17 protein-coding genes are annotated in these 21,943 nt (G+C 51.6%); 12 read left to right on the forward strand and 5 right to left on the reverse strand.

Annotated elements, in window-relative coordinates; translation table 11 throughout:
* Nucleotides 1-4 precede the first annotated feature (4 nt).
* Together HCG48_RS08130 and HCG48_RS08135 are read left to right on the forward strand one after the other, a co-directional pair.
* Nucleotides 5-937, forward strand: a complete 933-nt coding sequence (locus HCG48_RS08130) for an ABC transporter substrate-binding protein (RefSeq protein WP_168568708.1) — start codon at nucleotides 5-7, stop codon at nucleotides 935-937.
* A 58-nt stretch (nucleotides 938-995) separates the two neighbouring features.
* Complete coding sequence (locus HCG48_RS08135) at nucleotides 996-3,056, forward strand: iron ABC transporter permease (protein ID WP_210437200.1); 2,061 nt, start codon at nucleotides 996-998, stop codon at nucleotides 3,054-3,056.
* A gap of 200 nt (nucleotides 3,057-3,256) precedes the next feature.
* Here HCG48_RS08135 and HCG48_RS08140 read toward each other — a convergent pair whose 3' ends face one another.
* Nucleotides 3,257-3,661 (reverse strand): ExbD/TolR family protein, encoded by a 405-nt coding sequence (locus HCG48_RS08140; protein WP_168568709.1) that lies wholly within the window; start codon nucleotides 3,659-3,661, stop codon nucleotides 3,257-3,259.
* Complete coding sequence (locus HCG48_RS08145) at nucleotides 3,645-4,292, reverse strand: MotA/TolQ/ExbB proton channel family protein (protein ID WP_168568710.1); 648 nt, start codon at nucleotides 4,290-4,292, stop codon at nucleotides 3,645-3,647. The genes HCG48_RS08140 and HCG48_RS08145 overlap by 17 nt, the downstream gene beginning before the upstream one ends.
* A 429-nt stretch (nucleotides 4,293-4,721) precedes the next feature.
* Between HCG48_RS08145 and HCG48_RS08150 the strand changes: the two genes are divergently transcribed.
* The 8 genes from HCG48_RS08150 to hypE all read left to right on the forward strand — a co-directional run bounded on the left by HCG48_RS08150 (nucleotide 4,722) and on the right by hypE (nucleotide 16,562).
* Nucleotides 4,722-6,227: an energy transducer TonB gene (locus tag HCG48_RS08150; RefSeq protein WP_168568711.1), complete on the forward strand. Its 1,506-nt coding sequence runs from the start codon at nucleotides 4,722-4,724 to the stop codon at nucleotides 6,225-6,227.
* A gap of 116 nt (nucleotides 6,228-6,343) precedes the next feature.
* Nucleotides 6,344-7,528, forward strand: coding sequence for an MORN repeat-containing protein (locus HCG48_RS08155; protein ID WP_168568712.1), 1,185 nt, complete (start codon nucleotides 6,344-6,346; stop codon nucleotides 7,526-7,528).
* A gap of 234 nt (nucleotides 7,529-7,762) precedes the next feature.
* Nucleotides 7,763-8,326, forward strand: a complete 564-nt coding sequence (locus HCG48_RS25910; RefSeq protein ID WP_246259968.1) for a type II toxin-antitoxin system VapC family toxin — start codon at nucleotides 7,763-7,765, stop codon at nucleotides 8,324-8,326.
* Between the two features lie 308 nt (nucleotides 8,327-8,634).
* Entirely contained in the window at nucleotides 8,635-9,084 is a 450-nt protein-coding gene (locus HCG48_RS08170) for a PIN domain-containing protein (RefSeq protein ID WP_168568713.1), read from the forward strand.
* Between the two features lie 16 nt (nucleotides 9,085-9,100).
* Nucleotides 9,101-9,298: a hypothetical protein gene (locus tag HCG48_RS08175; RefSeq protein WP_014276118.1), complete on the forward strand. Its 198-nt coding sequence runs from the start codon at nucleotides 9,101-9,103 to the stop codon at nucleotides 9,296-9,298.
* 64 nt (nucleotides 9,299-9,362) lie between these two features.
* On the forward strand, nucleotides 9,363-14,024 hold the full coding sequence (locus tag HCG48_RS08180; RefSeq protein WP_246259970.1) for a CHAT domain-containing protein: 4,662 nt from the start codon (nucleotides 9,363-9,365) through the stop codon (nucleotides 14,022-14,024).
* The gene (locus HCG48_RS08185; protein WP_168568714.1) at nucleotides 14,021-15,403 is read left to right on the forward strand and encodes a hypothetical protein; all 1,383 of its coding nucleotides are present in this window, start codon (nucleotides 14,021-14,023) and stop codon (nucleotides 15,401-15,403) included. The genes HCG48_RS08180 and HCG48_RS08185 overlap by 4 nt, the downstream gene beginning before the upstream one ends.
* A 133-nt stretch (nucleotides 15,404-15,536) precedes the next feature.
* A complete protein-coding gene (gene hypE / locus HCG48_RS08190) occupies nucleotides 15,537-16,562 on the forward strand; it encodes a hydrogenase expression/formation protein HypE (protein WP_168568715.1) in 1,026 nt (341 codons plus the stop codon).
* 160 nt (nucleotides 16,563-16,722) lie between these two features.
* On the opposite strand, the gene HCG48_RS08195 is transcribed toward hypE, so the two are convergent.
* The 3 genes from HCG48_RS08195 to HCG48_RS08205 all read right to left on the reverse strand — a co-directional run bounded on the left by HCG48_RS08195 (nucleotide 16,723) and on the right by HCG48_RS08205 (nucleotide 20,137).
* Entirely contained in the window at nucleotides 16,723-18,168 is a 1,446-nt protein-coding gene (locus tag HCG48_RS08195) for a DEAD/DEAH box helicase (protein ID WP_168568716.1), read from the reverse strand.
* 309 nt (nucleotides 18,169-18,477) lie between these two features.
* The gene (gene rimO / locus HCG48_RS08200; RefSeq protein ID WP_168568717.1) at nucleotides 18,478-19,833 is read right to left on the reverse strand and encodes a 30S ribosomal protein S12 methylthiotransferase RimO; all 1,356 of its coding nucleotides are present in this window, start codon (nucleotides 19,831-19,833) and stop codon (nucleotides 18,478-18,480) included.
* 139 nt (nucleotides 19,834-19,972) lie between these two features.
* Nucleotides 19,973-20,137, reverse strand: coding sequence for a hypothetical protein (locus HCG48_RS08205; protein ID WP_168568718.1), 165 nt, complete (start codon nucleotides 20,135-20,137; stop codon nucleotides 19,973-19,975).
* Nucleotides 20,138-20,183: 46 nt separating this feature from the next.
* Here HCG48_RS08205 and HCG48_RS08210 point away from each other — a divergent pair, with 46 nt between their 5' ends.
* Complete coding sequence (locus HCG48_RS08210) at nucleotides 20,184-20,324, forward strand: hypothetical protein (protein WP_168568719.1); 141 nt, start codon at nucleotides 20,184-20,186, stop codon at nucleotides 20,322-20,324.
* 321 nt (nucleotides 20,325-20,645) lie between these two features.
* Entirely contained in the window at nucleotides 20,646-21,788 is a 1,143-nt protein-coding gene (locus HCG48_RS08215; protein ID WP_168568720.1) for a hemolysin family protein, read from the forward strand.
* The last annotated feature ends 155 nt before the right edge of the window (nucleotides 21,789-21,943 follow it).

Raw genomic sequence — 21,943 nt, forward strand, 5'->3', positions numbered from 1 at the left:
AACAATGTTAAAAAAACCAAGTAAATTTTTAAAACTTTTAGTCTGTTTTTTATTAGGAGTATTTATTTTTTCTTGTACGAGCGATCGCCCGCAATTAAATTTAAAAGTTAATGGCGAATATCCGAAGCGAATTGTCGCCCTAGAATGGGTTTACGTTGAAGATTTACTCACTTTAGGGATTCAACCTGTCGGCGTTGCCGATATTACAGGTTATCAGCAATTCGTACAAATCGAACCGCAACTCGCCGAGGATGTTGTCGATGTTGGAACGCGACAGGAACCGAATTTAGAAGCGATCGCCGAACTCGATCCCGATCTAATTATCGGCGTCCAATTTCGTCACGAATATATCAAAGAAACCTTATCAAAAATTGCCCCAACTTTACTCTTCAATCCTTATCCACCACCCCCACCCCAAGGAATCCGGCAATTGGACGAAATGCAAGCAACGTTTTTAAAAATTGCCGAAACGGTGGGTCAAGCAGAACGGGGTAAAGCAGTTCTCAAGCAAATGCATTCAAACTTCGATCGCATCTCCCAACAGTTAAAGGGAATCGGATTGGATGACGCTAAATTTGTCCTAGGACAACTGCCCCCCATCGGTCCGGAGTTGCGATTATTTAACGAGAGTTCGATGGCGGTACAAATTTTACAAGAAATTGGCTTAAATAATTTATGGAAAGGGAATTCTAATTCATTTGGTTTTAATTCGGTATGGGTGGAGTCTTTACCTCAAATAGAAACCGCTCATTTCTTCTATATCTCTAATAAAAGCAATCCTTATTTAGAACTTTTAACGAATAACTTTGTATGGAAAAACTTAAAATTTGTTAAAGAGGACCGCGTTTATTCCCTTGACGGTCAAACGTGGTTGTTTGGCGGCCCACTGTCGGCGGAACTCTTAGGTAAAAATGTTATCAAAAATTTAGTAAAATGATCTAACCAATTCAAATCGATCGCCTTGCTCAAACTTGATTTAGTTGCCTCGATTCACCGTGAATTATCTGTCTAAAACACTCTCGATCGCCGATTTAAAAAAAGGATCGATCGCCCCCCTTCTATCGGCAAGCATCGCGATCGCGGGTGGCTTACTTTTACTGATGTTACTCGCGATCGCCCATCTCGCCCAGGGAGAGATCGAAATCGATCTATTGACCGTCCTAGGGGCAGTTTTCGCCCCGGACGGCAGCCCGAACGCCCAAATTGTGCGATCGCTGCGGTTACCTCGATCGGCGATCGCGGTGATGACCGGGGCCGCCTGGGGCATGGCGGGGGTTCTGTTCCAAACCGTCACCCGCAATCCCCTGTCTTCCGCCGCCACCCTCGGCATCAATGCGGGGGCATACTTCAGTGTCACCGCCGCCTTAATCTTCGTCCCTCAGTGGTTCGATCGATCGCCTGTCGGCGTTGCCTTAGCAGGCGGGATTCTAGCCGCCGCCTTGGTTTACGCGATCGCTGCGGGAGTCCACTTATCTCCCTTGCGTCTCACTTTATCCGGCGTAGCCGTTTCCCTCGCCCTCGCTTCGTTGACGGCAATCTTGCAAGTTTTTTACGAAAATCAATTGTCTGGGATCTTTCTGTGGGGGGCGGGTTCGTTGCGACAAACGGACTGGAGTAATGCGGCTTATGCAGCCCCTAGAATCGCTATTCCTGCAACTTTTGCCTTACTTTTATCAAAAAATTGGGATATTTTGTTGCTCGGCGACGACGTAGCCCGATCGCTCGGCCAAAATTTGCAAAAAACTCGCATGATTTGTACGGCGATCGCCGTATTTTTAGCGGCTCTTTCGGTCAGTGTGGTCGGCCCGATCGGCTTTATTGGGATTGTCGCTCCGCACTTAGTACGATTAATGGGATGCCGCTCTCACTGGACTTTACTCCCGGCTGCCGCCATTTGGGGGGCGATCGTCTTGGTCGGCGCCGATATTTGCGCGTTGCAATTCAGTGCGGGATTCGGTGAAATTCCCGTGGGAACGACGATTCCCTTGGTCGGGGCGCCGTTTTTAATTTGGTTGGTGGGTAAAAACGAGCGACTCGATCGCGGATCCAGTCCGGCGCGCTCTTCTTCTCACCAAGGGAGAAGCTACCCTTATCCCGCTCTGACCCTCGCCGCGATCGGGCTAATTTTTGTCGCCGCGATCGCCAGTTTGAGCTTGGGGACTTTATCTTCTTCACCGGGTAAATTCCTCGCCCTCATCGCCGGAAATGCAAGCGAACTCTACACTTGGGTTGTTTTCGAGTTGCGTTTGCCGCGCCTGGTCGTCTCTCTCCTCGCCGGATCCTCCCTGGCTGTGAGTGGCTTGCTCTTACAAAGTGTAGTGAGAAATCCGATCGCCGGACCGGAAATCGTCGGGATTACCTCTGGGGCGGGATTGGGGGTCTGTTTCATTTTGGTTCTCTTCCCGGGCGCCTCCGTCGAAGCCGTGGCGATCGCCGCTTTTGTGGGAGCTTTTGCCGTGTTTGCACTCATCGGCGCGATCGCATGGCGCAGCAACCTTTCACCCACTCGCCTCGCCCTCGTCGGAATCGCGGTTTCAGCGTTCTGCACCGCCGGAATTAACTTGCTCGTCGTGGTCGCCCAGTTGCGCGTCGCCCGGGCTTTAGTTTGGCTCGCGGGCAGCACTTACGCACGAAATTGGGAAGATATTGCCCGCTTGAGTCCTTGGCCACTTGTTTTGCTGCCGCTTGCATGGGTTTTCGCACCTTGGCTCGATCTGATGGCATTAGGCGAAGACTTGCCACGCTTGCTGGGAGTGCAGTTGCAAAAAGCCCGCGCCCTGGCGATCTCGATCGCCGTCGCCCTCGCCGCCGCCGCCGTTTCTACCGTCGGAACCATCAGTTTTGTCGGCTTGGTCGCCCCTCACATTGCGCGATTGCTAGTCGGTTCGCGTCACCGCCAACTCGTCCCCCTCGCCGCCTTGTTCGGCGCCTTACTCGTCGCCGTCGCCGACACCCTCGGTCGGATCGTGGTCGCCCCCGCCGAAATCCCTTCGGGACTGGTCACGGCGGCGATCGGAACCCCTTATTTTCTGTGGTTGTTGTGGCGATCGCGGTAAGTTATACCATTTTTCTAAACTCTCGATGCAGATGGATCGCCTGTAAGGACACGGCATTGCCGTGTCCCTACCCTCGATCTCTCTCATTATTTTTGAAAATCGGTATTAAATGAGTTAAATAACGACCGTAGGGACGAAAATTGTTCGCCCCTACTCCGGTGTATTTCATGACAATCGAAAATGAAATAAAACCCTTGCCCTTATTGTTTTTTAGCGGCGATCGCCAGCTTCGCACCCTCAATGCGGCGAACCTTATCCATCACTGCAACAACTCGCCCGTGATCTAAAGCTTCATCTGCATTTAAAATCACCAAACTTTCTCCCTCTTTTTCGATGCGATCGCGAAGGTTTTCTTCGAGTGAGTCTAACTCGATTTCTTCCTTATCTAAACTAATCACTCCTTCCGCATCGAGAGTAATCGTCATTTTGCGCGTTTCTGCTTGTACTTGAGCGGTAGAAGCCTTGGGTAAATTGACAGGTAAACCTTCAGATTTGGATAAAAACAGAGATGAGATAATAAAATACGCCAAAATACTAAAGATGATATCGATCATCGGTACGATGTTAATTTGTGGCGAATTTTCCGGTTCATCGGGTACTCGCATAAGTTTTCTCCTGTTCTCGTTCGTAGCGATGGCGGTAGAATAATTCGAGTTGCCCTCCCGCTTCTTGAATTAAGGCCAACTCGCGCAGGTAAAAACTGCGAAACATATTGGTAAATAAGAGGGTAAAAATTGCAACAATTAACCCCATTACGGTAGAAACAAGGGCTTCACTGATGCCCCCGGTAACGCCTACGGTATCCGTTCCACCGACATCACCTAATTGTAACGATGAAAACGCATTCATTAAGCCCAAAATTGTGCCGAGCAAGCCCAATAAAGGGGCTACATTAACAATCGTTTCAAAAACGGTATTGAACCGTTTTAAAACGGGAATTTCTGCTTGGACGGCACTCTCCAAAGCAAGCCGAAATTCTTCGGGATTGGGATCGTTAAGTTCGAGGGCTTCTAAGAAAATTCGGGCGATCGGTAAATCTGTATTCATCCCCAATTTACTAAAAGCAGCTTGGGGATCTTGTAAGTACGTTTGTAATGCGTCTTTTGCAACTTTACGTCCTCGTTTGCGGATGCGAAACCAAAAATAGGATCGTTCGGCGACTAACGCCACCGCCACCACGGAAGCGATTAATAAGGGCCAAGCGACTAAGCCACCAGCAGCAATGATATCAAGCATATAGTTCTCACGTAATGAAAAAAGAAGGGAGCCAGACACTGAGGTGCTTGTGACTCTCCATTGGCAAAATTGCAAGCTTTTCTCAAAAAGCCTACGCTCAATTGAAATTACTTGTCAAGTAATTTCAGAGATTTTTTCAACCGACGGCGATCGCCGAGAAATTTTCGATCGCCTAAATTGGCTATAACATCGTTTTTTTAAGGGTTTTAGGCGTTTTGTAAGTCCAAAAAATAGACCGATCGCGCGATCGTCGCCTAAAATCTATTGCTAAAGAGTCTCAATAATGATAAAGATTCTAGGGTGTGATGCTATTGCTTTTCCAGTCCGGTTCGACCTCTGGGAAGCAAACCGATCGTCTTGACCCCCTCAAACGCGGAGGTCAATCCGGGAAATTAAGGCGTCCGAATTGATGCGGGAGATGCTGAAACGATGAGCGTGTATGGCGTTTATTCGTCGCAACGAGAACGACAAGAAAAGCAAATCGAACGGTTTATCGGTTGGAGTTTGCTCGGTTCGATCGCCCTCCACGTGGCGATCCTACCGTTGGGATTGCAATTGTTGGCGCAAGAACCGAGGACGGTAACGGAAGAGGCGATCGAGTTTATCGTCGTCGAGAAACCCGAGGTCGAGGAACCCGAAGTCGAGGAACCGACCGTCGAGGAACCCGAGATCGAAGAACCGCCCATCGAGGAACCGCCTATTGAGGAGTCCTATCGATCGCCGACTGAAACGATTAGTGAGAGTTCTCCTAGGGAATCGTTTTCGGAACCGGAAAGTATCCCCGAATCGCCGACCGAACCGACGCGACCCTTATTCGATACTCAGAATAATGTTGATAACTTCGATCGCGCCGACTCTCCAGAAATCGCACGATCGATCTCCGAACCCCAAGAACCCCAAGAACCGCAAGAACCGCGCGAGATCGCCCCTCCGGTCACTCAATCCCCGGCGATTACGGATTCAAGTGAGAAACCCGCCATTTCCGAACCGGAGATGCCCGAAAGTGAGATTTCCGAAACGCCTTCCTCCAGCTTTGACGAACCGACATCGCCGCCGATCTCCGAACCCGAACTGTCGTCACCGCCGAACGATCCGATCGCCTCTCCCGCGATCGAAGATCCGACCGAGGCGATCGAAGAGTTTACGACGACCGAACCGCCAGAAATTGCCAGAAATTACGAAAATCCAGACATAGAGAGCGATTTCGACCCCGGATCGACCGAAGCGGAATTTTCCGAACCTGAAATCGCCTCCGAATCCTCAGCCCCTGCGGTACAACCGCCAATGTATAACGACCCGTCGCCGTCCGATACCTGGGACGCCAGCGAACCCAACGACCCGATCGCCTCCAGCTACAATGATTACTCGACCTCCAGTCGCGACGAAACCGGATCGATGGCGCCCTTAGACGAGAGCAATCCTTATGCAGAAAGTGAAATAGGCAGCAATGCCCCGATTTCTAGCTCTTATAGCGCGCCGATCGCCGATTCCACCGGAGATTCGAGTAATTTTCTCAACGAGACGCCCAGCTACGACGACAGTAGCAGCAGTTACGACAGCTACGACGCCCCCAGCAACGACTGGGATCCCGGGGCGAGTAGTGGCTTTGACGAACCCGCGATCGCCAATTCCGGCCCAATGGGCGATCTTCCCAATTCGTCGAGTTCCGGTTCCGGTTCCGGTTCGGTCGGTTGTATCAATTGTGGCAAGCCGAGTTATCCCGACATCGCCCGAGAACAAGGTTGGGAAGGAGAAGTTTTACTAAGTGTTGATGTCGATCCCAACGGCAATGTTAGCAACGTTCAACTCATCAGTTCCAGTGGTTATCCCGTACTCGATAATACAGCGATCGATCGCGCCTGGAGTTGGCAATTTGATTCTTCAGAAAATGGACAACAGGGACGCATGGTTTCCGTTCCATTTGAATTGAGATAAACTCTAGGATATTCTAGAATTTATCAGGAAATAATCATTAAAAAATCAATCTTCCCTCCTGTGGTGCGGGCATTCTGACTGCCTCCCCATTTCCTAAAACTACTTCCTTCAATCCCATGCTTGATTCCATTCAAAAATACACTATTCCGATCTTTCTAATTTCTACCTTGTTTTTTCCCAAAATTCCCGCGATCGCCGGGTCGATAACCCTTCCCGATGGCGGTCAATGTGAAGGCGAACTACAAAACGGACAATTAGAAGGATCCGGAACCTGTAACTATGCCAACGGCGATCGCTACGAAGGCGAATTTCAAGCCGGAAAACCCCACGGTTCCGGTAAATATACCTTTGCCAAAGGAGGCTATTACGAAGGCCAATTTCAAGCGGGACAATTTCACGGCGAAGGCATTCGTGAATTTGACGGAGGAACTCGCTACGAAGGCGAATTTGAAAATGGAAAATTTCACGGACGAGGAGTCTATATCACCGCCAATGGCGGACAGTATGAAGGCGAATTTAGAGAAGGAGAACCTGTCGGTGAAGGAGTCTATACCTTTGCCAGTGGTACCCGTTGTGAAGGCGAACTAATTGACGGAAAAATTACCGGGCAAGCGGTTTGTAACTATGCCAATGGCAACCGTTACGAAGGTAATTTAACCGATAGCGTTCCCGACGGCGAAGGCGTTTATATTTTTGCCGATGGCGGACAGTACGAAGGCGAATTTATCAACGGGAAAATGGAAGGAGAAGGGATCCGCGAGTTTCCCAGTGGCGATCGCTACGAAGGTGAATTTATAGACGGCAAACCCCACGATCGCGGTCGCTACGAATTTAAAGACGGTGGCTATTACGAAGGTGAATTTAGAAACGGTCAATTTCACGGAACCGGAGTGCGTGAATTTGCCAATGGCAACCGTTATGAGGGTGAATTTGTCGAAGGACGACCCCAAGGGGAAGGGGTTTATACTTTTGCCAATGGTAGTGTTTACGAAGGGGAATTTCAAGACGGTAAATTTCACGGGGAAGGGGTTTATACTTTTGCCAGTGGCAACCGCTATCAAGGCGAGTTCGATCGCGGCAATTTAGAAGGAGAAGGAACCTATATTTTTGCCAACGGCGATCGTTGTCAGGGTGAAGTCAGTGGAGGGGAATTTCAAGGAAAAGCAGAATGCACCTATGCGAATGGCGATCGTTATATCGGTGGTTTTGAACAAGGCAAAAAGCACGGTGACGGCGTTTATATCTACGCTGACGGCACTCGCATCGAGGGAACCTGGGAACGCGGCGAACTTAAAAATTAACCCTTCACCGCCCTCGTTTCAGTCTGTGCAAACTTGAATTTGAGTCTAATGAATATGAGGGTCATATTTTCTTTGAACCATTGCGATCGCCTTTTCAGTATGGTGGATTGTAGGGATTTGGTCTCCAAACCCAACTCCATTCGCGTACGTTGCGTTGTTTTGGGGGGATGGTTTTTATGGGATCGTGGGGGTGTTGCGTTATAACCAAGAGATAGCCAGTACCCCGGTGTCGCCATGAACGAAGAACGCATCGAAGCCTATCTCTCCCTGATTCAAGAACTCCTGGAATGTCCGAGTGGGGAGGAAAATGAGGTCCTCAACCGTCATCTGGAGTTAGTGGATGAGGGGTTTGTGCAGATGTGCGATCGCGTGGCGCAACAGTTGCAGGAGGAGGGAGAGGAGAATCTGGCGGGATTTTTGCAGAATCTGGCGCAACAGGTAGGGGCGTTTTTGGGGCGCAGAAGGTCAGCAGCGCAACTGGCTGATTGTGCCGAAACTGGAACACTGCATATCAACCCAATTATTTATGCAGAAGTCTCCATTGGGTTTAAAGAAGTAACGGAAGTCGAATCCGTATTATCTTCTAGCGTTTTTCAGAGAGACGGATTACCTTATGAGGCGGCATTTTTAGCGGGTCAAGCCTTTTTGCAGTATCGTCGCCGGGGTGGTGTGAGGCGATCGCCTTTACCGGATTTCTATATTGGCGCTCATGGGTTGGTGTGTCGATACAGTCTACTCACTCGTGATGCGACCCGTTACCAAACCTATTTCCCTGAGCTTATCCTCATCAGTCCCTAAGTTAAAGACTGGGTTGAGGGAGTTAGAAAACTTAGCAAAGGGAGAGAAACCAGGTTTTGGGGAGGGTTTAGGGGAGAAATGAGGGGATGAGCACAACCCGGTTTCTTGGGTTTGGGACTGGCGGTGATGGGGTAAAATCGGGATGGTATCCCCTACCCGGTGTGTGGCGATGGATGAACGGCGAGTGCAGGCTTATCTCTCCCTGATTCAAGACCTCCTGGCCTGTCGGAAACAGTCATCTGGAGTTAGTGGATGAGGGGTTTGTGCAGGCGTGCGAGTGGGTGGTAGCTAATGTGTAGGGGGGGTTGATGGTTGCGGTATATTTAGATGTGTGTTGTCTCAATCGCCCCTTTGATGATTGGGCGCAGGAACGGGTTCGGCTAGAGGGAGACTCAGTTTTAACGATTCTGGAACGAGTTCGCACGGGAGAATGGCAACTCATTTCGAGTGAAGCTATTCTAGTGGAACTGGAAAAAATGCGAAATCTGGAGAAAAAAACGAGCATCCTTAGTCTTTTGGCGTTAGCAACCCAGATGCAAGAAATTAATCCGACGGTGGAGGAACGTTCACAACAATTAGAAGGGTTTGGGTTTGGGCTGTTCGATTCTTTTCATCTGGCTTGTGCTGAAGCGGCTGGGGCAGATATTTTTCTTTCTACAGACGATCGCCTGCTCAAAACCGCTCGCAGGTACGCATCTCAATTAAAGGTTGCTATTAGCAATCCAGTGGTTTGGCTGATTCAGGTTTTACAGGAGTAATAATAAGGAGTTATGGATGATGAATGCAGTAGAGTTAAGAGAAAAAGGCTATCAGATTTTAGTCAATCATTTGGGACAGTCTGATGCAATTCGCTTTTTGCAACAAATGGGTTGGGGTCAGGGAGATTATACCCAGGAACGGCGTGATGTTTTAGAGTCGGTGACGCGAGAGGAGTTTTTGGAGGATTTACGGAAAATCAGAGGTCTTCAGTAACCGGGTTTCTCAGTGGCGGGGATGGCGTAGAATCAGGGTGGTGTCCCCTACCCGGTGTCTGGCTATGGATGAACAAAGAGTGCAGGCTTATCTCGACCTGATTCAAGAACTCCTCGCCTGTCCCAGTGGGGAGAAGACACAAATCCTCAAAAGTCATCTGGAGTCGGTGGATGAGGGGTTTGTGCGGGTGTGCGAGTTGGTGGCGGCGCAGTTGCAGGAGGAGGGACAGGGGGACGAGGCGGAGGATGTGCGGAATTTGGCGCAGCAGGTGGGGGCGTTTTTGCAGACGAGCAGCGAGATTCCTCAGTCGGGAAGAGCAGCTATACTCTGGCAATTTATTAACGCCGATACCTGGACAGATTCCGAGGCGTTTTTGCAGGCACATCCGGAATTACTGGATGAGGAAACTGATACTTTGTTGCAGCAGTTAGTGAATTTAGCCGATGGGGAGGAACAGGAGCAACGGGTTTTGCAAGAGCATCGGGAATTGTTGCAACGGTGTCGAGAAATTGGCATTGAGCGGGGGTTTGAGGAAAAACTCACCCAAATCAGGATGGCTCGAATCCAGTCAGCCCAAGCAGAATTGCCCCCGGAACTCATGGAACTTGTGGAAGACCCGCAAATGAGGGAACTTTTAGAAAATCCGCAACTGGCGGGGTTGATGCAAGAGATTTTTGGGGCATTGCAGGAGAGTGATACCGCACCGGATGACCTGGAAACAGTGTTACGCAGTCGTCCAGAGTTGATGGCGCGAGTGGCAGAGATGGCGATGGGGGCATCGGGATTGGGAAACCTGCTCAATGCCGAGAACTCAGGCGATGCCTTGACTCAGTTTTGGCTCCAACTGCTCAAAACCGAAAAGGAAAGCGGGGGGGATGAGGTTGCAGTTCATCAAGTGATGCGGCAAAATATGGAGTCGATCGTTCCTGCCTTGGGGGATACTATTGCCCAGTGGATACAGGGAGTCCTCACCCAACAGCCCGACCAAGCGGAAGGGGTGGCGGGCTTAGTCGAAAATACCTGCATCAGTATTCAAGAATTCCCCTATGGTCGGTATGCAGAAGTGCAAGAGATTGCCATTCGCGGCTACGATCTGGTATTGGCACTGCGGGCGAATCAACCCGAAAAACGAGCGCAAACCCTGACTAATCTGGGGGTAGCCTACCTGACACAAGCGCAATTTGGCCTCGACCCAGCCGCCAACTTAGACCAAGCGATCGCCGCCTACACCGAAGCTGCCGCGATTCGCCGCCGTCCCGGACTGGAAAAAGACCTCGCCTCTACCCTGAATAATCTGGGGAATGCCTACCAGACACAAGCGCAATTTGGCCTCGACCCAGCCGCCAACTTAGACCAAGCGATCGCCGCCTACACCGAAGCTGCCGCGATTCGCCGCCGTCCCGGACTGGAAAAAGACCTCGCCTCTACCCTGAATAATCTGGGGAATGCCTACCAGACACAAGCGCAATTTGGCCTCGACCCAGCCGCCAACTTAGACCAAGCGATCGCCGCCTACACCGAAGCTGCCGCGATTATGCGCCGTCCCGGACTGGAAAAAGACCTCGCCTCTACCCTGACTAATCTGGGGGTAGCCTACCTGACACAAGCGGAATTTGGCCTCGACCCAGCCGCCAACTTAGACCAAGCGATCGCCGCCTACACCGAAGCAGCCGCGATTCGCCGCCGTCCCGGACTGGAAAAAGACCTCGCCTCTACCCTGAATAATCTGGGGAATGCCTACCAGACACAAGCGCAATTTGGCCTCGACCCAGCCGCCAACTTAGACCAAGCGATCGCCGCCTACACCGAAGCTGCCGCGATTCGCCGCCGTCCCGGACTGGAAAAAGACCTCGCCTCTACCCTGACTAATCTGGGGGTAGCCTACCTGACACAAGCGGAATTTGGCCTCGACCCAGCCGCCAACTTAGACCAAGCGATCGCCGCCTACACCGAAGCTGCCGCGATTCGCCGCCGTCCCGGACTGGAAAAAGACCTCGCCTCTACCCTGACTAATCTGGGGGTAGCCTACCTGACACAAGCGGAATTTGGCCTCGACCCAGCCGCCAACTTAGACCAAGCGATCGCCGCCTACACCGAAGCAGCCGCGATTCGCCGCCGTCCCGGACTGGAAAAAGACCTCGCCTCTACCCTGAATAATCTGGGGAATGCCTACCAGACACAAGCGCAATTTGGCCTCGACCCAGCCGCCAACTTAGACCAAGCGATCGCCGCCTACACCGAAGCTGCCGCGATTCGCCGCCGTCCCGGACTGGAAAAAGACCTCGCCTCTACCCTGACTAATCTGGGGGTAGCCTACCTGACACAAGCGGAATTTGGCCTCGACCCAGCCGCCAACTTAGACCAAGCGATCGCCGCCTACACCGAAGCTGCCGCGATTATGCGCCGTCCCGGACTGGAAAAAGACCTCGCCTCTACCCTGACTAATCTGGGGGTAGCCTACCGGACACAAGCGGAATTTGGCCTCGACCCAGCCGCCAACTTAGACCAAGCGATCGCCGCCTACACCGAAGCTGCCGCGATTATGCGCCGTCCCGGACTGGAAAAAGACCTCGCCTCTACCCTGACTAATCTGGGGGTAGCCTACCTGACACAAGCGGAATTTGGCCTCGACCCAGCCGCCAACTTAGACCAAGCGATCGCCGCCTACACCGAAGCTGCCGCGATTATGCGCCGTCCCGGACTGGAAAAAGACCTCGCCTCTACCCTGAATAACTGGGGATTCACCTATCAGCAACAATCCCAGTATTACAGCAGCGACCCCGAACGGAAACAAACCGCCCTGGAAAATGCCTATCGCACTTTTGCCGAAGCCTTAGAACAGGTGGAATATCTGCGCGGTGAAATTACCACCGAGGACTACAAACGCAACTTTAACGAGCAATGGAATAAAATCTATCGCGGCATGGTGGAAGTGTGCCTAGAACTGGGCAACTATACCGCCGCCATTGAATACGCCGATCGCAGTAAAGCCCGCAACCTCGTGGAACTGATTGCCACCCGTGACGCTTACCCCCAAGGAATCTCACCGGAAGACCGCCAACGCTTGCAACAACTGCGTCAAGCCATCTTCCAAGAAGACCGCCGCCTGCAACAAGACCCCAACCGGGACTCCAGCCACCTCAACCAATTGCGCGACGAATTTCAGAAGAAATTCCCCTACCAACCCCTCCACTTCCCCCAAATCCAACAGCTACTGGATGAGGAAACCGCTATCCTCGAATGGTACATCCTCGGCGATAAATTCCTCACGTTCACCCTCACGGCTCAAACCCTCCACTTGTGGACATCTTCCCCGGAAGACCTGGAAAAACTCGGCGAGTGGGGAAACGCCTATCTCAACGACTATCGCCGCAACAAAACCCAATGGCAAGATAACCTCCAGCAACGCTTAGACAGCCTTACCCAAATCCTCCATCTGGATGAAATCCTGCAAAACCTGCGGGAAAACTTCCCGAATTGCCAAAAACTCATCCTCATCCCTCACCGTTACCTGCATCTGTTCCCGATTCATGCGTTACCTGTTCTCACAGGAGAGAATCAGAGTCAAACCCTACAAGAACTCTTCCCCAAGGGAGTGAATTATGCGCCCAGTTGCCAACTGCTGCAACAAGCGCAAAATCGCCCCCGTCGCCACTTCACACACTTCTTTGCCGTCCAAAATCCCACCGAAGACCTGACTTTTGCCGATGTGGAAGTGGAAACGATTCGCAGTCTTTTCCCCCAACGCCGCAGTTTACAAAGAAACAACGCCACCAAAGCCACATTTCTCGCCAAAGACCTCAGCCAAACCCATCATCTGTTTTTCTCCTGTAATGCTGAGTTTAACCCCAACTCTCCCCTAGACTCTGGCTTGCAGCTTGCCGATGGTATCCTCACCCTAGAGGAGATTATCGCCTCCCTCAACTTGAGCGAATGCAGCCTCGTCACCCTCTCCGCTTGCGAATCCGGACAAGTTGCCCTTGACCAAACCGACGAATATATTAGCCTCTCCAGTGGCTTCATCCTCGCCGGGAGTCCCAGCATTCTCGTCAGTCTTTGGTTTGTGGACGAAGTTTCCACTGCCCTGCTGCTGATTAAAACCTATGAAACCCTGCAACAACATCCCGGACAACTGGCGATCGCTCTGAAAACGGCGCAAATCTGGCTGCGGGATACCACGGTGGCGGGGTTCCAAGACTGGGTACAAAAATGTCCTTTGCTAGGGGACTGGCGGGATGCTTTAGCTGAATTTTTCCAAAATCTGGGGCAAAATGAAAAGGGAATCAATGACCGCCCCTATAAATCTCCCTATCACTGGGCGGCGTTTTGTGTGGTGGGACAAGGAGAGCAAAACATGGCAAGCGATCGTGATAAAATTCAAGCCTTTATCAAGCTAATCCAGGAAAACCCCGATAATCTGTTCGCCGACCACTGGTCTAGTTTAACCGAACTGCCAAACCAATTCACCGATGATGACGAAAAAAATGTCGAACTCATCGAACAATGGGTTAAAGAACCCACACGCACCGACATTTATCAAGTTTATCAAGATCGATATCGCTCTGCCAATCCCCTTTTAGGCGCAACCGGACACAAAGGCGGGTTTGGTAGCCAACAGACTCCCAAAGAAGCGGGAAAATCTTCTGGGGAATTAATCGATCAAGCCATTAAACACAATACCACTCGACCCGATTCACCCCGCCAATCGCCCCAAAACGAATCGTGAAAAACTTTAGCCTCAGCCTCTACGCTTTCCACCTGCGTCAAGCCTTAGACGACCCTCCGGATTCAGTCAATCCGGAGGCCGATCGACTCTGGGAAAGTTTAACCCAATTGAGCAAAGTCTTGGACTTTCCAGAACTGAAAAACCTAAAATCTCAACTCATTTGTTACAGCCCTGACTCAGACAATCGCCCTCAATATCATCCCCAAGCAGAAAACACTTTAAGGTATGAATGGTTAAGCCATCATGCTGGTGAGGTAAAATTCACCGCCATTCCCACCCCAGCCGGGTTTAAACTGGGGGGAAAGCTCCAACCCTTTCGCCTCCACGATACCTATTGCGTAGATTTAACCCTCTCTCCTGACCCCCAAGATTTAGAACTAGGAGTGGAAAATCTTGGATGCTTTCATCCTAAGGATTTAGTGAGCCAGATTGAGGCGAATTTAGGTAAATTTGTGTGGTTGACCGGGTATTCCACTGAGAGTGAATTGCCAAAACAAGCCGAAGCCTGGGTCAATGCTTTTTGTGCGAAAACGGGTTTAATTCCTGAGTTTATCGAGGGAGGCAAACTCTTTCATGCCGATTGCTTTCTGTATGAAGCACAAAATATAACGATTTTGATTTCTATCGCCAATCCCAACAACAGCACAGAGGTAGAACAGTCAGCTAATGACAACTACGATCGGTTTAGAAACTTGTTATGGAGTCGGCAAAAAATATTGTTTGTCCAGGAAAAAGCCAAACAATGCTATGAAAATACTAGAAAAATTTACAGCCAATTAGAAAATCAGATAAACAGCTTTTATGAATTGTTTGAGAGTCCCACAGAAGCCCGACTCAAAAAACTGGATTCTCTATTAACAAGCTTACCTAAAGATTTACTAGAATATAACTGCTATTTGCGAGATTTAAAAGCCCATTATACCACCCTAGACACCAACGCGCAAAACTTCAAAACCTGTCTGGATCGGGTTATCCAACCGGGGGATAATCTCCAAACCTGGGCGGATTTTGCCGAGAAAATTTGTCCCCGCTTCCTCACCCAAATTAAAACCTATATCAACTACCTCGAACCGGGAAAAGAGTTGTTTACCGAGCTTGTCAACACCATTCGAGCAACGGCGACAGTGGAACAAACGAAGGCTAACCAAGACTTGCAAGACCATATTCAGGCGATCGGGGTTGGTATTGCTGCAGGAGCGATCGTTGCTTCTAGTTTCGGGCTAGTCACTCAACCGTGGTATTTTCCCAATCGTGAGAAAATAGAGCTACCTTTTCTCTCACCTCACCCTTTGATAATGGCATTAATTTTCAGTGGGTTATGTTCTGTAGGTTCTTGGTTAATCGCTCGAAAAGTGATTGAGCAAAAGCGGGGGAAATGAGGCTCGGAAATTGTAGGGAAAAACTCGGCTTCCCAGTTGGGTAGCAACACCTGCTATCCTCATCGGAGGATCGCCGCCGTTCCTCTCGAACGGGGGGCGATCGCCCAATATCTTTTCAACCCTACAGACTTCAATGGATTTCTCCTGTCCGATTCCGATCGCCCAATATCCCAAAATCTTACTCGCTCACGGGGGCGGCGGTAAGTTAATGCACCAGCTCATCGAACAGATGTTCGCCCCCACCTTTGACGCGCCAGCAACCCAACACGATTCGATCGTGCTGACGCCGCCGCCGGGGGCGATCGCCCTCACCACCGACTCTTACGTGATTAACCCCTTATTCTTCCCCGGCGGCGATATCGGTTCCCTCGCCGTCTACGGAACGGTCAACGATTTAGCCATGAGTGGGGCGCGTCCCCTGTATCTCACCGTCGGCTTTATTCTCGAAGAAGGCTTACCGATGGAAACTCTCTGGCGGGTCGTCCAATCCATGCGCCAAGCTGCCGATCGCTGCGGCGTAAAAATTGTGACTGGAGATACAAAAGTCGTCGATCGCGGCAAAGGCGACGGCATTTTTATCAACACCGCCGGAGTCGGCGTCGTCGAACATTCCCAGGCGATCGCCCCTCCCTCGGTCCGTCCCGGCGACGTCCTCATCGTCAACGGCGATCTCGGTCGTCACGGGATCGCGATTATGGCGGTTCGCGAAGGTCTGGAATTTGAAACCGAGATCGAAAGTGATTCGGCCCCCGCGATCCGGGAGGTCTCCGCCTTACTCGACGCCGGAATCGAAATTCACTGTTTGCGCGATCTCACTCGCGGCGGTCTGGCGAGTGCCCTCAACGAAATTGCCTCGGCGGCGGCAGTGGACATCGCGATCGACGAGCGATCGATCCCGATCCGTGAAGACGTGCAAGCGGCGTGCGAAATCCTCGGTTTCGATCCCCTCTATGTCGCTAATGAAGGGCGTTTCGTGGCGTTCGTCCCAGAAGAATTTGCACAAAAGACGCTCGATATTTTGCAACGCAACGACCCGCGATCGCGGGCGATCGGTCGCGTTACGGCAACGGGAAAAGGCTTGGTGACGATGCAGAGTAAAATCGGTGCGAGTCGCATCGTCGATGTATTGAGTGGGGAACAATTACCCCGGATTTGCTAAACAAGAGGAGGGGACGATCCCGAACGTGAGATTTTATCGGTCGAGGGATGTCCCCCATTCGATCGGCGAGGCCGAGAGAGAGAGGCAGGGTAAATGGGAACCGTCAGCGATCCCCATTGTGTTCGCTCACTGCTCGGAGGGCAGTTGCACCAGGTTTACCCTACTTGCGATCGCCGATCGGTTCGCGACGCGAGGAGCGTTTTTTCTTGGGAGGCTCGAACGATTTACGAGGACGGGGAGTGCGGCGATCGCCATTGCGCCGGGGCTTACTGCTGTACACCGGAATCGGTTCTTCTGGCGCTTCGCTTTCGGCCCAGTTCGGACGGATGCGGTCGTAAGCCAGTTGCAAGGCGGCGGCGGCGATCGCGTGGGGATCGTACTCTTCGCTCAATTGGGCGACAATCGGCAAGAAGGACGCCAAGCGTTCTCCGGCGAGAACCTCATGCACCTGGGTTTGCAGTTTTTCCAGATGGCGCGCCTCAATTTGCGATCGCGTCGGAATCGAACGAATATCGAACCGTTGGCCCACCCGATCCTCAATCTGACGCAGTTTGCGGCGATCGTAAGGAAGAATCAGCGAAATCGCCGTTCCTTCCCGTCCGGCCCGGCCCGTGCGACCGATGCGGTGGACGTAACTTTCGACACTATCGGGCAAATCGTAGTTAATCACGTGAGTCAAATGATCCACGTCGAGACCCCGTGCGGCGATGTCCGTCGCCACGATCCAACGCACCTGTTGTTGGCGGAACCGATGTAACAGGCGCTCCCGTTGGGACTGGTTCAAATCGCCGTGATATTCGTCGGCACTGTGACCCGCCGCTTGCAGTTGGCTGGTCAGTTCGGCGGCGGCCCGGCGGGTACGCACGAAGACGATCGCCGATTCCGGATCTTCCAACTCTAAAATTGGCTGCAAGGCGCGCGATTTCGACCAGCCGCGCGGCACCATGTAAACCGCCTGTTCGATCCGCTTCGGCGTGGTTTTCATTTCGATCGCCACGGTGATCGGATCGTTCATGAATTTGCGGATCAGCGCTTTGATCGAGGCGTCCATCGTCGCCGAGAAAAATGCCGTCTGATGCTCTTGCGGTGCGGCTTTGAGGATTTTTTCGACATCTTGGATGAAGCCCATACTCAACATCTCGTCGGCTTCGTCGAGAACCATCCATTTGAGGGTGTCGAGTTTGAGGCTGTTGCGTCCGAGTAAATCCAACACTCGTCCGGGGGTTCCCACCACGATCTGCACGCCACGGTCTAACCGTTGGATTTGGCGTTCGATCGAGGCGCCGCCGTAAACCGAGAGAATCCGCACGCGGCGATCGTCGTTCAACTCGGAAATCGCGTTGGAGACCTGAATCGCCAACTCGCGCGTCGGCGTCAACACCAGGGCCTGCACGGTTTTATCGCTCGGATCGAGCTGCTCTAAAATTGGCAGCGAAAAGGCGGCGGTTTTACCCGTCCCCGTTTGGGCTTGTCCCACCACATCCTGACCGGATAGTAGGTGAGGGATTGCTTGCTCTTGAATAGCCGTCGGCTCGGTGAAGCCGTTTTTTGCTAGATGCTCTACACGGGCATCGGAAAGACCAAGACTTTGAAACGAAAGAGTCATTTAATCTCCTAAAAACGTCTTTGGCGCTGCATTCGGCAGCGAATTGAGTAGTGATTGCAGTTCGCCCCCTGACTGGCTCGATCGCGAGCGAATCGATTTCGTCACGGGCATCTCGATCGACAGCCGCATTTCTTGAGGGTCACTCAAGTCCCGCGACACGACCAGGGTCAACACGCGGCGCAAATCTTGGCGCCGTTGGGTTCGAGCTTCGGCAAGTGTGCAATGCGATCCCTTCCTACGTGGGTCAAGTTCCCATCAAACCAACACACCCGTATCCCCACACACTCGAACACAAAAGGCCAGCTTGCCTTAAGAAACAACCACGGATTCTCTCTGAAGCGCGTCGGCTGCACGGGCAACCCGACCGCTCAGATCGTAGATATCGGCATTCTCAATCAGTACGGGAATCATCGATCCCAGTCGAGCTTTGCCTCGCACGTAGACCAAACCATCTACATCCGGGGAAAACCGAGCCGAACGGCCAATATACTGACCTGTTGCTGGATTTTCCTGTTCGATGAGAACGTCTACAACTTTCCCGACTTGAGTTCGATTTCTCTTTAAAGCAATGGGCTGCTGCATCTGCATCAAGGCATCCCGGCGGGCTTCCATGACCTCTGGCGAAATTTGATTGGGCAGGTCATACGCAGGCGTTCCTTCCTCTGGGGAAAAGGTAAACACGCCGACATGATCGAACTCATGACGCTGCACAAACTGAAGCAGATGGTCGAACTGTTCGTCCGTTTCGCCGGGGAACCCAACAATAAAGGTGGTTCGCAGGACTGCTTCGGGCAGCGCTTCTTTCAGCCGCTCTATAATACTATCATTTACCCCCGCTTGCCAAGGACGATTCATCGATCGCAGCACTTGAGGATGGGAATGTTGCAGGGGTAAATCCAGATACGGCAACACGTTCGGCGTTTCGCGAATGGCTTTGATAACGGGTGGCGTCAACCCGGTCGGATAAGCGTAGTGCATCCGAATCCAGGGAATATCTACTTTTCCTAATGCCCGCAGCAATTCGGCCAGTTTTGGTTCGCCGTAAATATCGGTGCCGTAGTTGGTGGTAATTTGAGAAATTAAGATAATCTCTTTCACCCCTTGAGCGGCGAGCTGCCGGGCTTCGGCAACGATCGATTCGATCGAGCGCGATCGCTGGTTTCCGCGCAAGTGGGGAATAATGCAAAAGGCACAACGATAATTGCACCCTTCGGCAATCCGCAGGTAGGCGACTCCTTCGCTCGTCGTGCGATACCGGGGCGTGGTTTCGTCGGCAATGTAGGTCGGCTCGGCGGAAACCTCTTTAACTCGTTCCCCAGTTTCGGCCCGTTCGATCACTTGGACGATTTTGTGATAGTCTCCGGTTCCGACCAGGGCGACGGCTTCGGGCAGTTCTTCCAAGAGTTGCTCTTGGAAGTGCTGGGCCATGCAGCCTGTAATCACGATTTTTTTCTGTTCTTCTGCCAGTCCGACCAAGGTGCGTACGGATTCTTCGCGCGCCGCTTGGATGAAACTACAGGTATTGACAATTACATAGTCGGCGAGTTCTTCATTTGTATCGACGTTATAGCCCGCTTCTACCAATAAGCCGAGCATATGCTCGGTGTCGATGCGATTTTTTTCGCAGCCTAGATGAGAAATAGCAATGGTTGGCTTGTTGCCCATGCAGTTTGCTTTGTTTAGCGTCAGATTCGTTTCGGCTTTTGCTCTCGGGGAGCGACGATCGATCCTGAAATCGTTAACTTTTTTAAATTTAGATCTAAATTAGAGTATATCCCAATTCCCGATCGCCGCGACAAGTTCCTCAAAATTTAGGTCGATTTCCGCCGATCGCCAACTCTGCGGCGATCGCCCCGACGAAATCCGTTAAAATTGATGGGGTTTGCGCTTTGGATTTTCCAGGATACCCTGAAATTAGCACCGGGATCTCCTTTCTAGGCATCCCCACTTGGGTGCGAACGCTTGCCATAGCGATGGTTTGAGGTATTGCGTATAGATATAAGGATGGCGGCATTATGTCTGATTTGAATCGTGGAATTATGAAATTTAAAGGCGCCGACAGTCCGGTGGCGGTAGCCCTGTCTTCGATCGCGATCTTAGGAGGAATTGCCTTCTTAATCTGGTGGGCTTTGCAATCCGCCTATACCTTGAATTAGGCAGCGCGATCGAATCTACAGCTCTCGGCGGCTTCCCGGTGGCGATCGCTTCGACGGGTAAACGCCGGGAGTCCCGTCCGTTCCAGCGAGCGAACAACTGAAATCACCGCACCCTCCGTGCGGTTTTTTTGTATCCGTACCCGTTGACCCTCAAGGGAAGGAGATCCGACCCACTCCCTCCCCTTAGCTCGCCTTTCGCCCCCGGTGCGCCCTCGCCACTTGAGGGGGCGATCGCGTTATGATTTGCAAGCATAGTCCCTTTCAGCTCCAAACCCAATCGGGTTCTGGGGCGATCGCGTTCCTTATAGCCCTACCCCAATCGTGATTGCTTCATCATTTGACTCTCCTCTCATTGCTGCAGCTCAACCTGCTCCACTTTTGGGCAATGTGTGGCTCGATGTAGGAGTTTTGATTTTTCTGCTCGTCCTCTCGGGATTTTTCTCCGGTTCGGAAACCGCAATTACCTCCCTCGACAACCTCAAACTGCGATCGCTCATTCAGGAACAAGGGGATCCGACGCGCATCTTTACCCTAGTTTTACACAAACGCACCCGTTTTATTACCACCCTGCTCGTCGGTAACAACCTCGTCAACAACTTCTCTGCCATCTTGACGAGTAATTTATTTGCCCTCTGGTTGGGAAACACCGGACTGGGAATCGCCACCGCCTTAATCACCTTCCTGTTGCTGATTTTCGGCGAAATTACCCCGAAGTCCCTGGCGATTAACAATTCGATGTCTTATTTCAAGATATCGGTGCGTCCGATTTACTGGCTTTCCCAGTTCTTGGCATTTTTCGGGATCGTCCAACTGCTCGAAAATATCGCCCAAACCGTGATTCGCTGGGTGCAATCCGATCGCGTGCAGCAGGGAGAATCGGTCAAAGATCTGCAGTTGATGATCGAAATCCTCGGCGGGAAAGGACATTTAGACCTTTACAAACACCAGTTACTCAATAAAGCGCTGATGCTCGACAGTCTCAGCGCCCGAGAAGTTGTCAAACCGCGCATCGAGATGCGGACGATCTCTCACGAGGCGAGTTTGCAGGATTTGGTGGATTTATGCTTGGAAACGGGTTATTCTCGGATTCCAGTTCAGGAAGAATCGAAGGATCGCATTGTCGGCGTGGTTCACTTGAAACGGGCCATCGGTCAGTTGACCGCGTTGCAGAAAGAGGGAACGGCGAACGGTCCGGTGACGATGGCGATGGATCCTCCAGTGTACGTCCCCGAAACGAAACGGATTGCAGATTTACTCAAGGAAATGTTGCAGCAGCGCTTGCATTTGGCGATCGTCGTCGATGAGTACGGTGGGACTGTCGGCTTGCTGACCTTGGAAGATATCTTAGAAGAATTGGTCGGCGAAATTTATGACGAGAGCGATTTTCCCATGCGAATGCAACGAAACCGCCAGGGCGATCGCTCCCATTCCAACCGTCCGCCCAAACGCGGATCTCGCGGTTGATGCGGCCATTTTTCGCAGATTTTTAAATTTGCTGAAATATTGTCTGGGCAAGGGATATGGGCGATCGGGGGTAGGCGATCGTCCGAAATTTTTTAAAAAAATTGCAAAAACATTTGACATCTGAGGCAGTTATGCTAGGATTAGTAATCGTGCAA

Source organism: Oxynema aestuarii AP17, assembly GCF_012295525.1.
GTDB lineage: Bacteria > Cyanobacteriota > Cyanobacteriia > Cyanobacteriales > Laspinemataceae > Oxynema > Oxynema aestuarii.

What these genes read in the sequence shown, in the direction of transcription:
- HCG48_RS08130 (WP_168568708.1), top strand. Translation starts at nt 5, where the DNA reads ATGTTAAAAAAACCAAGTAAATTTTTAAAACTTTTAGTCTGTTTTTTA.
- HCG48_RS08140 (WP_168568709.1), bottom strand. Translation starts at nt 3,661, where the DNA reads ATGCGAGTACCCGATGAACCGGAAAATTCGCCACAAATTAACATCGTA.
- HCG48_RS08145 (WP_168568710.1), bottom strand. Translation starts at nt 4,292, where the DNA reads ATGCTTGATATCATTGCTGCTGGTGGCTTAGTCGCTTGGCCCTTATTA.
- HCG48_RS08150 (WP_168568711.1), top strand. Translation starts at nt 4,722, where the DNA reads ATGAGCGTGTATGGCGTTTATTCGTCGCAACGAGAACGACAAGAAAAG.
- HCG48_RS08155 (WP_168568712.1), top strand. Translation starts at nt 6,344, where the DNA reads ATGCTTGATTCCATTCAAAAATACACTATTCCGATCTTTCTAATTTCT.
- HCG48_RS25910 (WP_246259968.1), top strand. Translation starts at nt 7,763, where the DNA reads ATGAACGAAGAACGCATCGAAGCCTATCTCTCCCTGATTCAAGAACTC.
- HCG48_RS08170 (WP_168568713.1), top strand. Translation starts at nt 8,635, where the DNA reads ATGGTTGCGGTATATTTAGATGTGTGTTGTCTCAATCGCCCCTTTGAT.
- HCG48_RS08175 (WP_014276118.1), top strand. Translation starts at nt 9,101, where the DNA reads ATGATGAATGCAGTAGAGTTAAGAGAAAAAGGCTATCAGATTTTAGTC.
- HCG48_RS08180 (WP_246259970.1), top strand. Translation starts at nt 9,363, where the DNA reads ATGGATGAACAAAGAGTGCAGGCTTATCTCGACCTGATTCAAGAACTC.
- hypE (WP_168568715.1), top strand. Translation starts at nt 15,537, where the DNA reads ATGGATTTCTCCTGTCCGATTCCGATCGCCCAATATCCCAAAATCTTA.
- HCG48_RS08195 (WP_168568716.1), bottom strand. Translation starts at nt 18,168, where the DNA reads ATGACTCTTTCGTTTCAAAGTCTTGGTCTTTCCGATGCCCGTGTAGAG.
- rimO (WP_168568717.1), bottom strand. Translation starts at nt 19,833, where the DNA reads ATGGGCAACAAGCCAACCATTGCTATTTCTCATCTAGGCTGCGAAAAA.
- HCG48_RS08205 (WP_168568718.1), bottom strand. Translation starts at nt 20,137, where the DNA reads ATGGCAAGCGTTCGCACCCAAGTGGGGATGCCTAGAAAGGAGATCCCG.
- HCG48_RS08210 (WP_168568719.1), top strand. Translation starts at nt 20,184, where the DNA reads ATGTCTGATTTGAATCGTGGAATTATGAAATTTAAAGGCGCCGACAGT.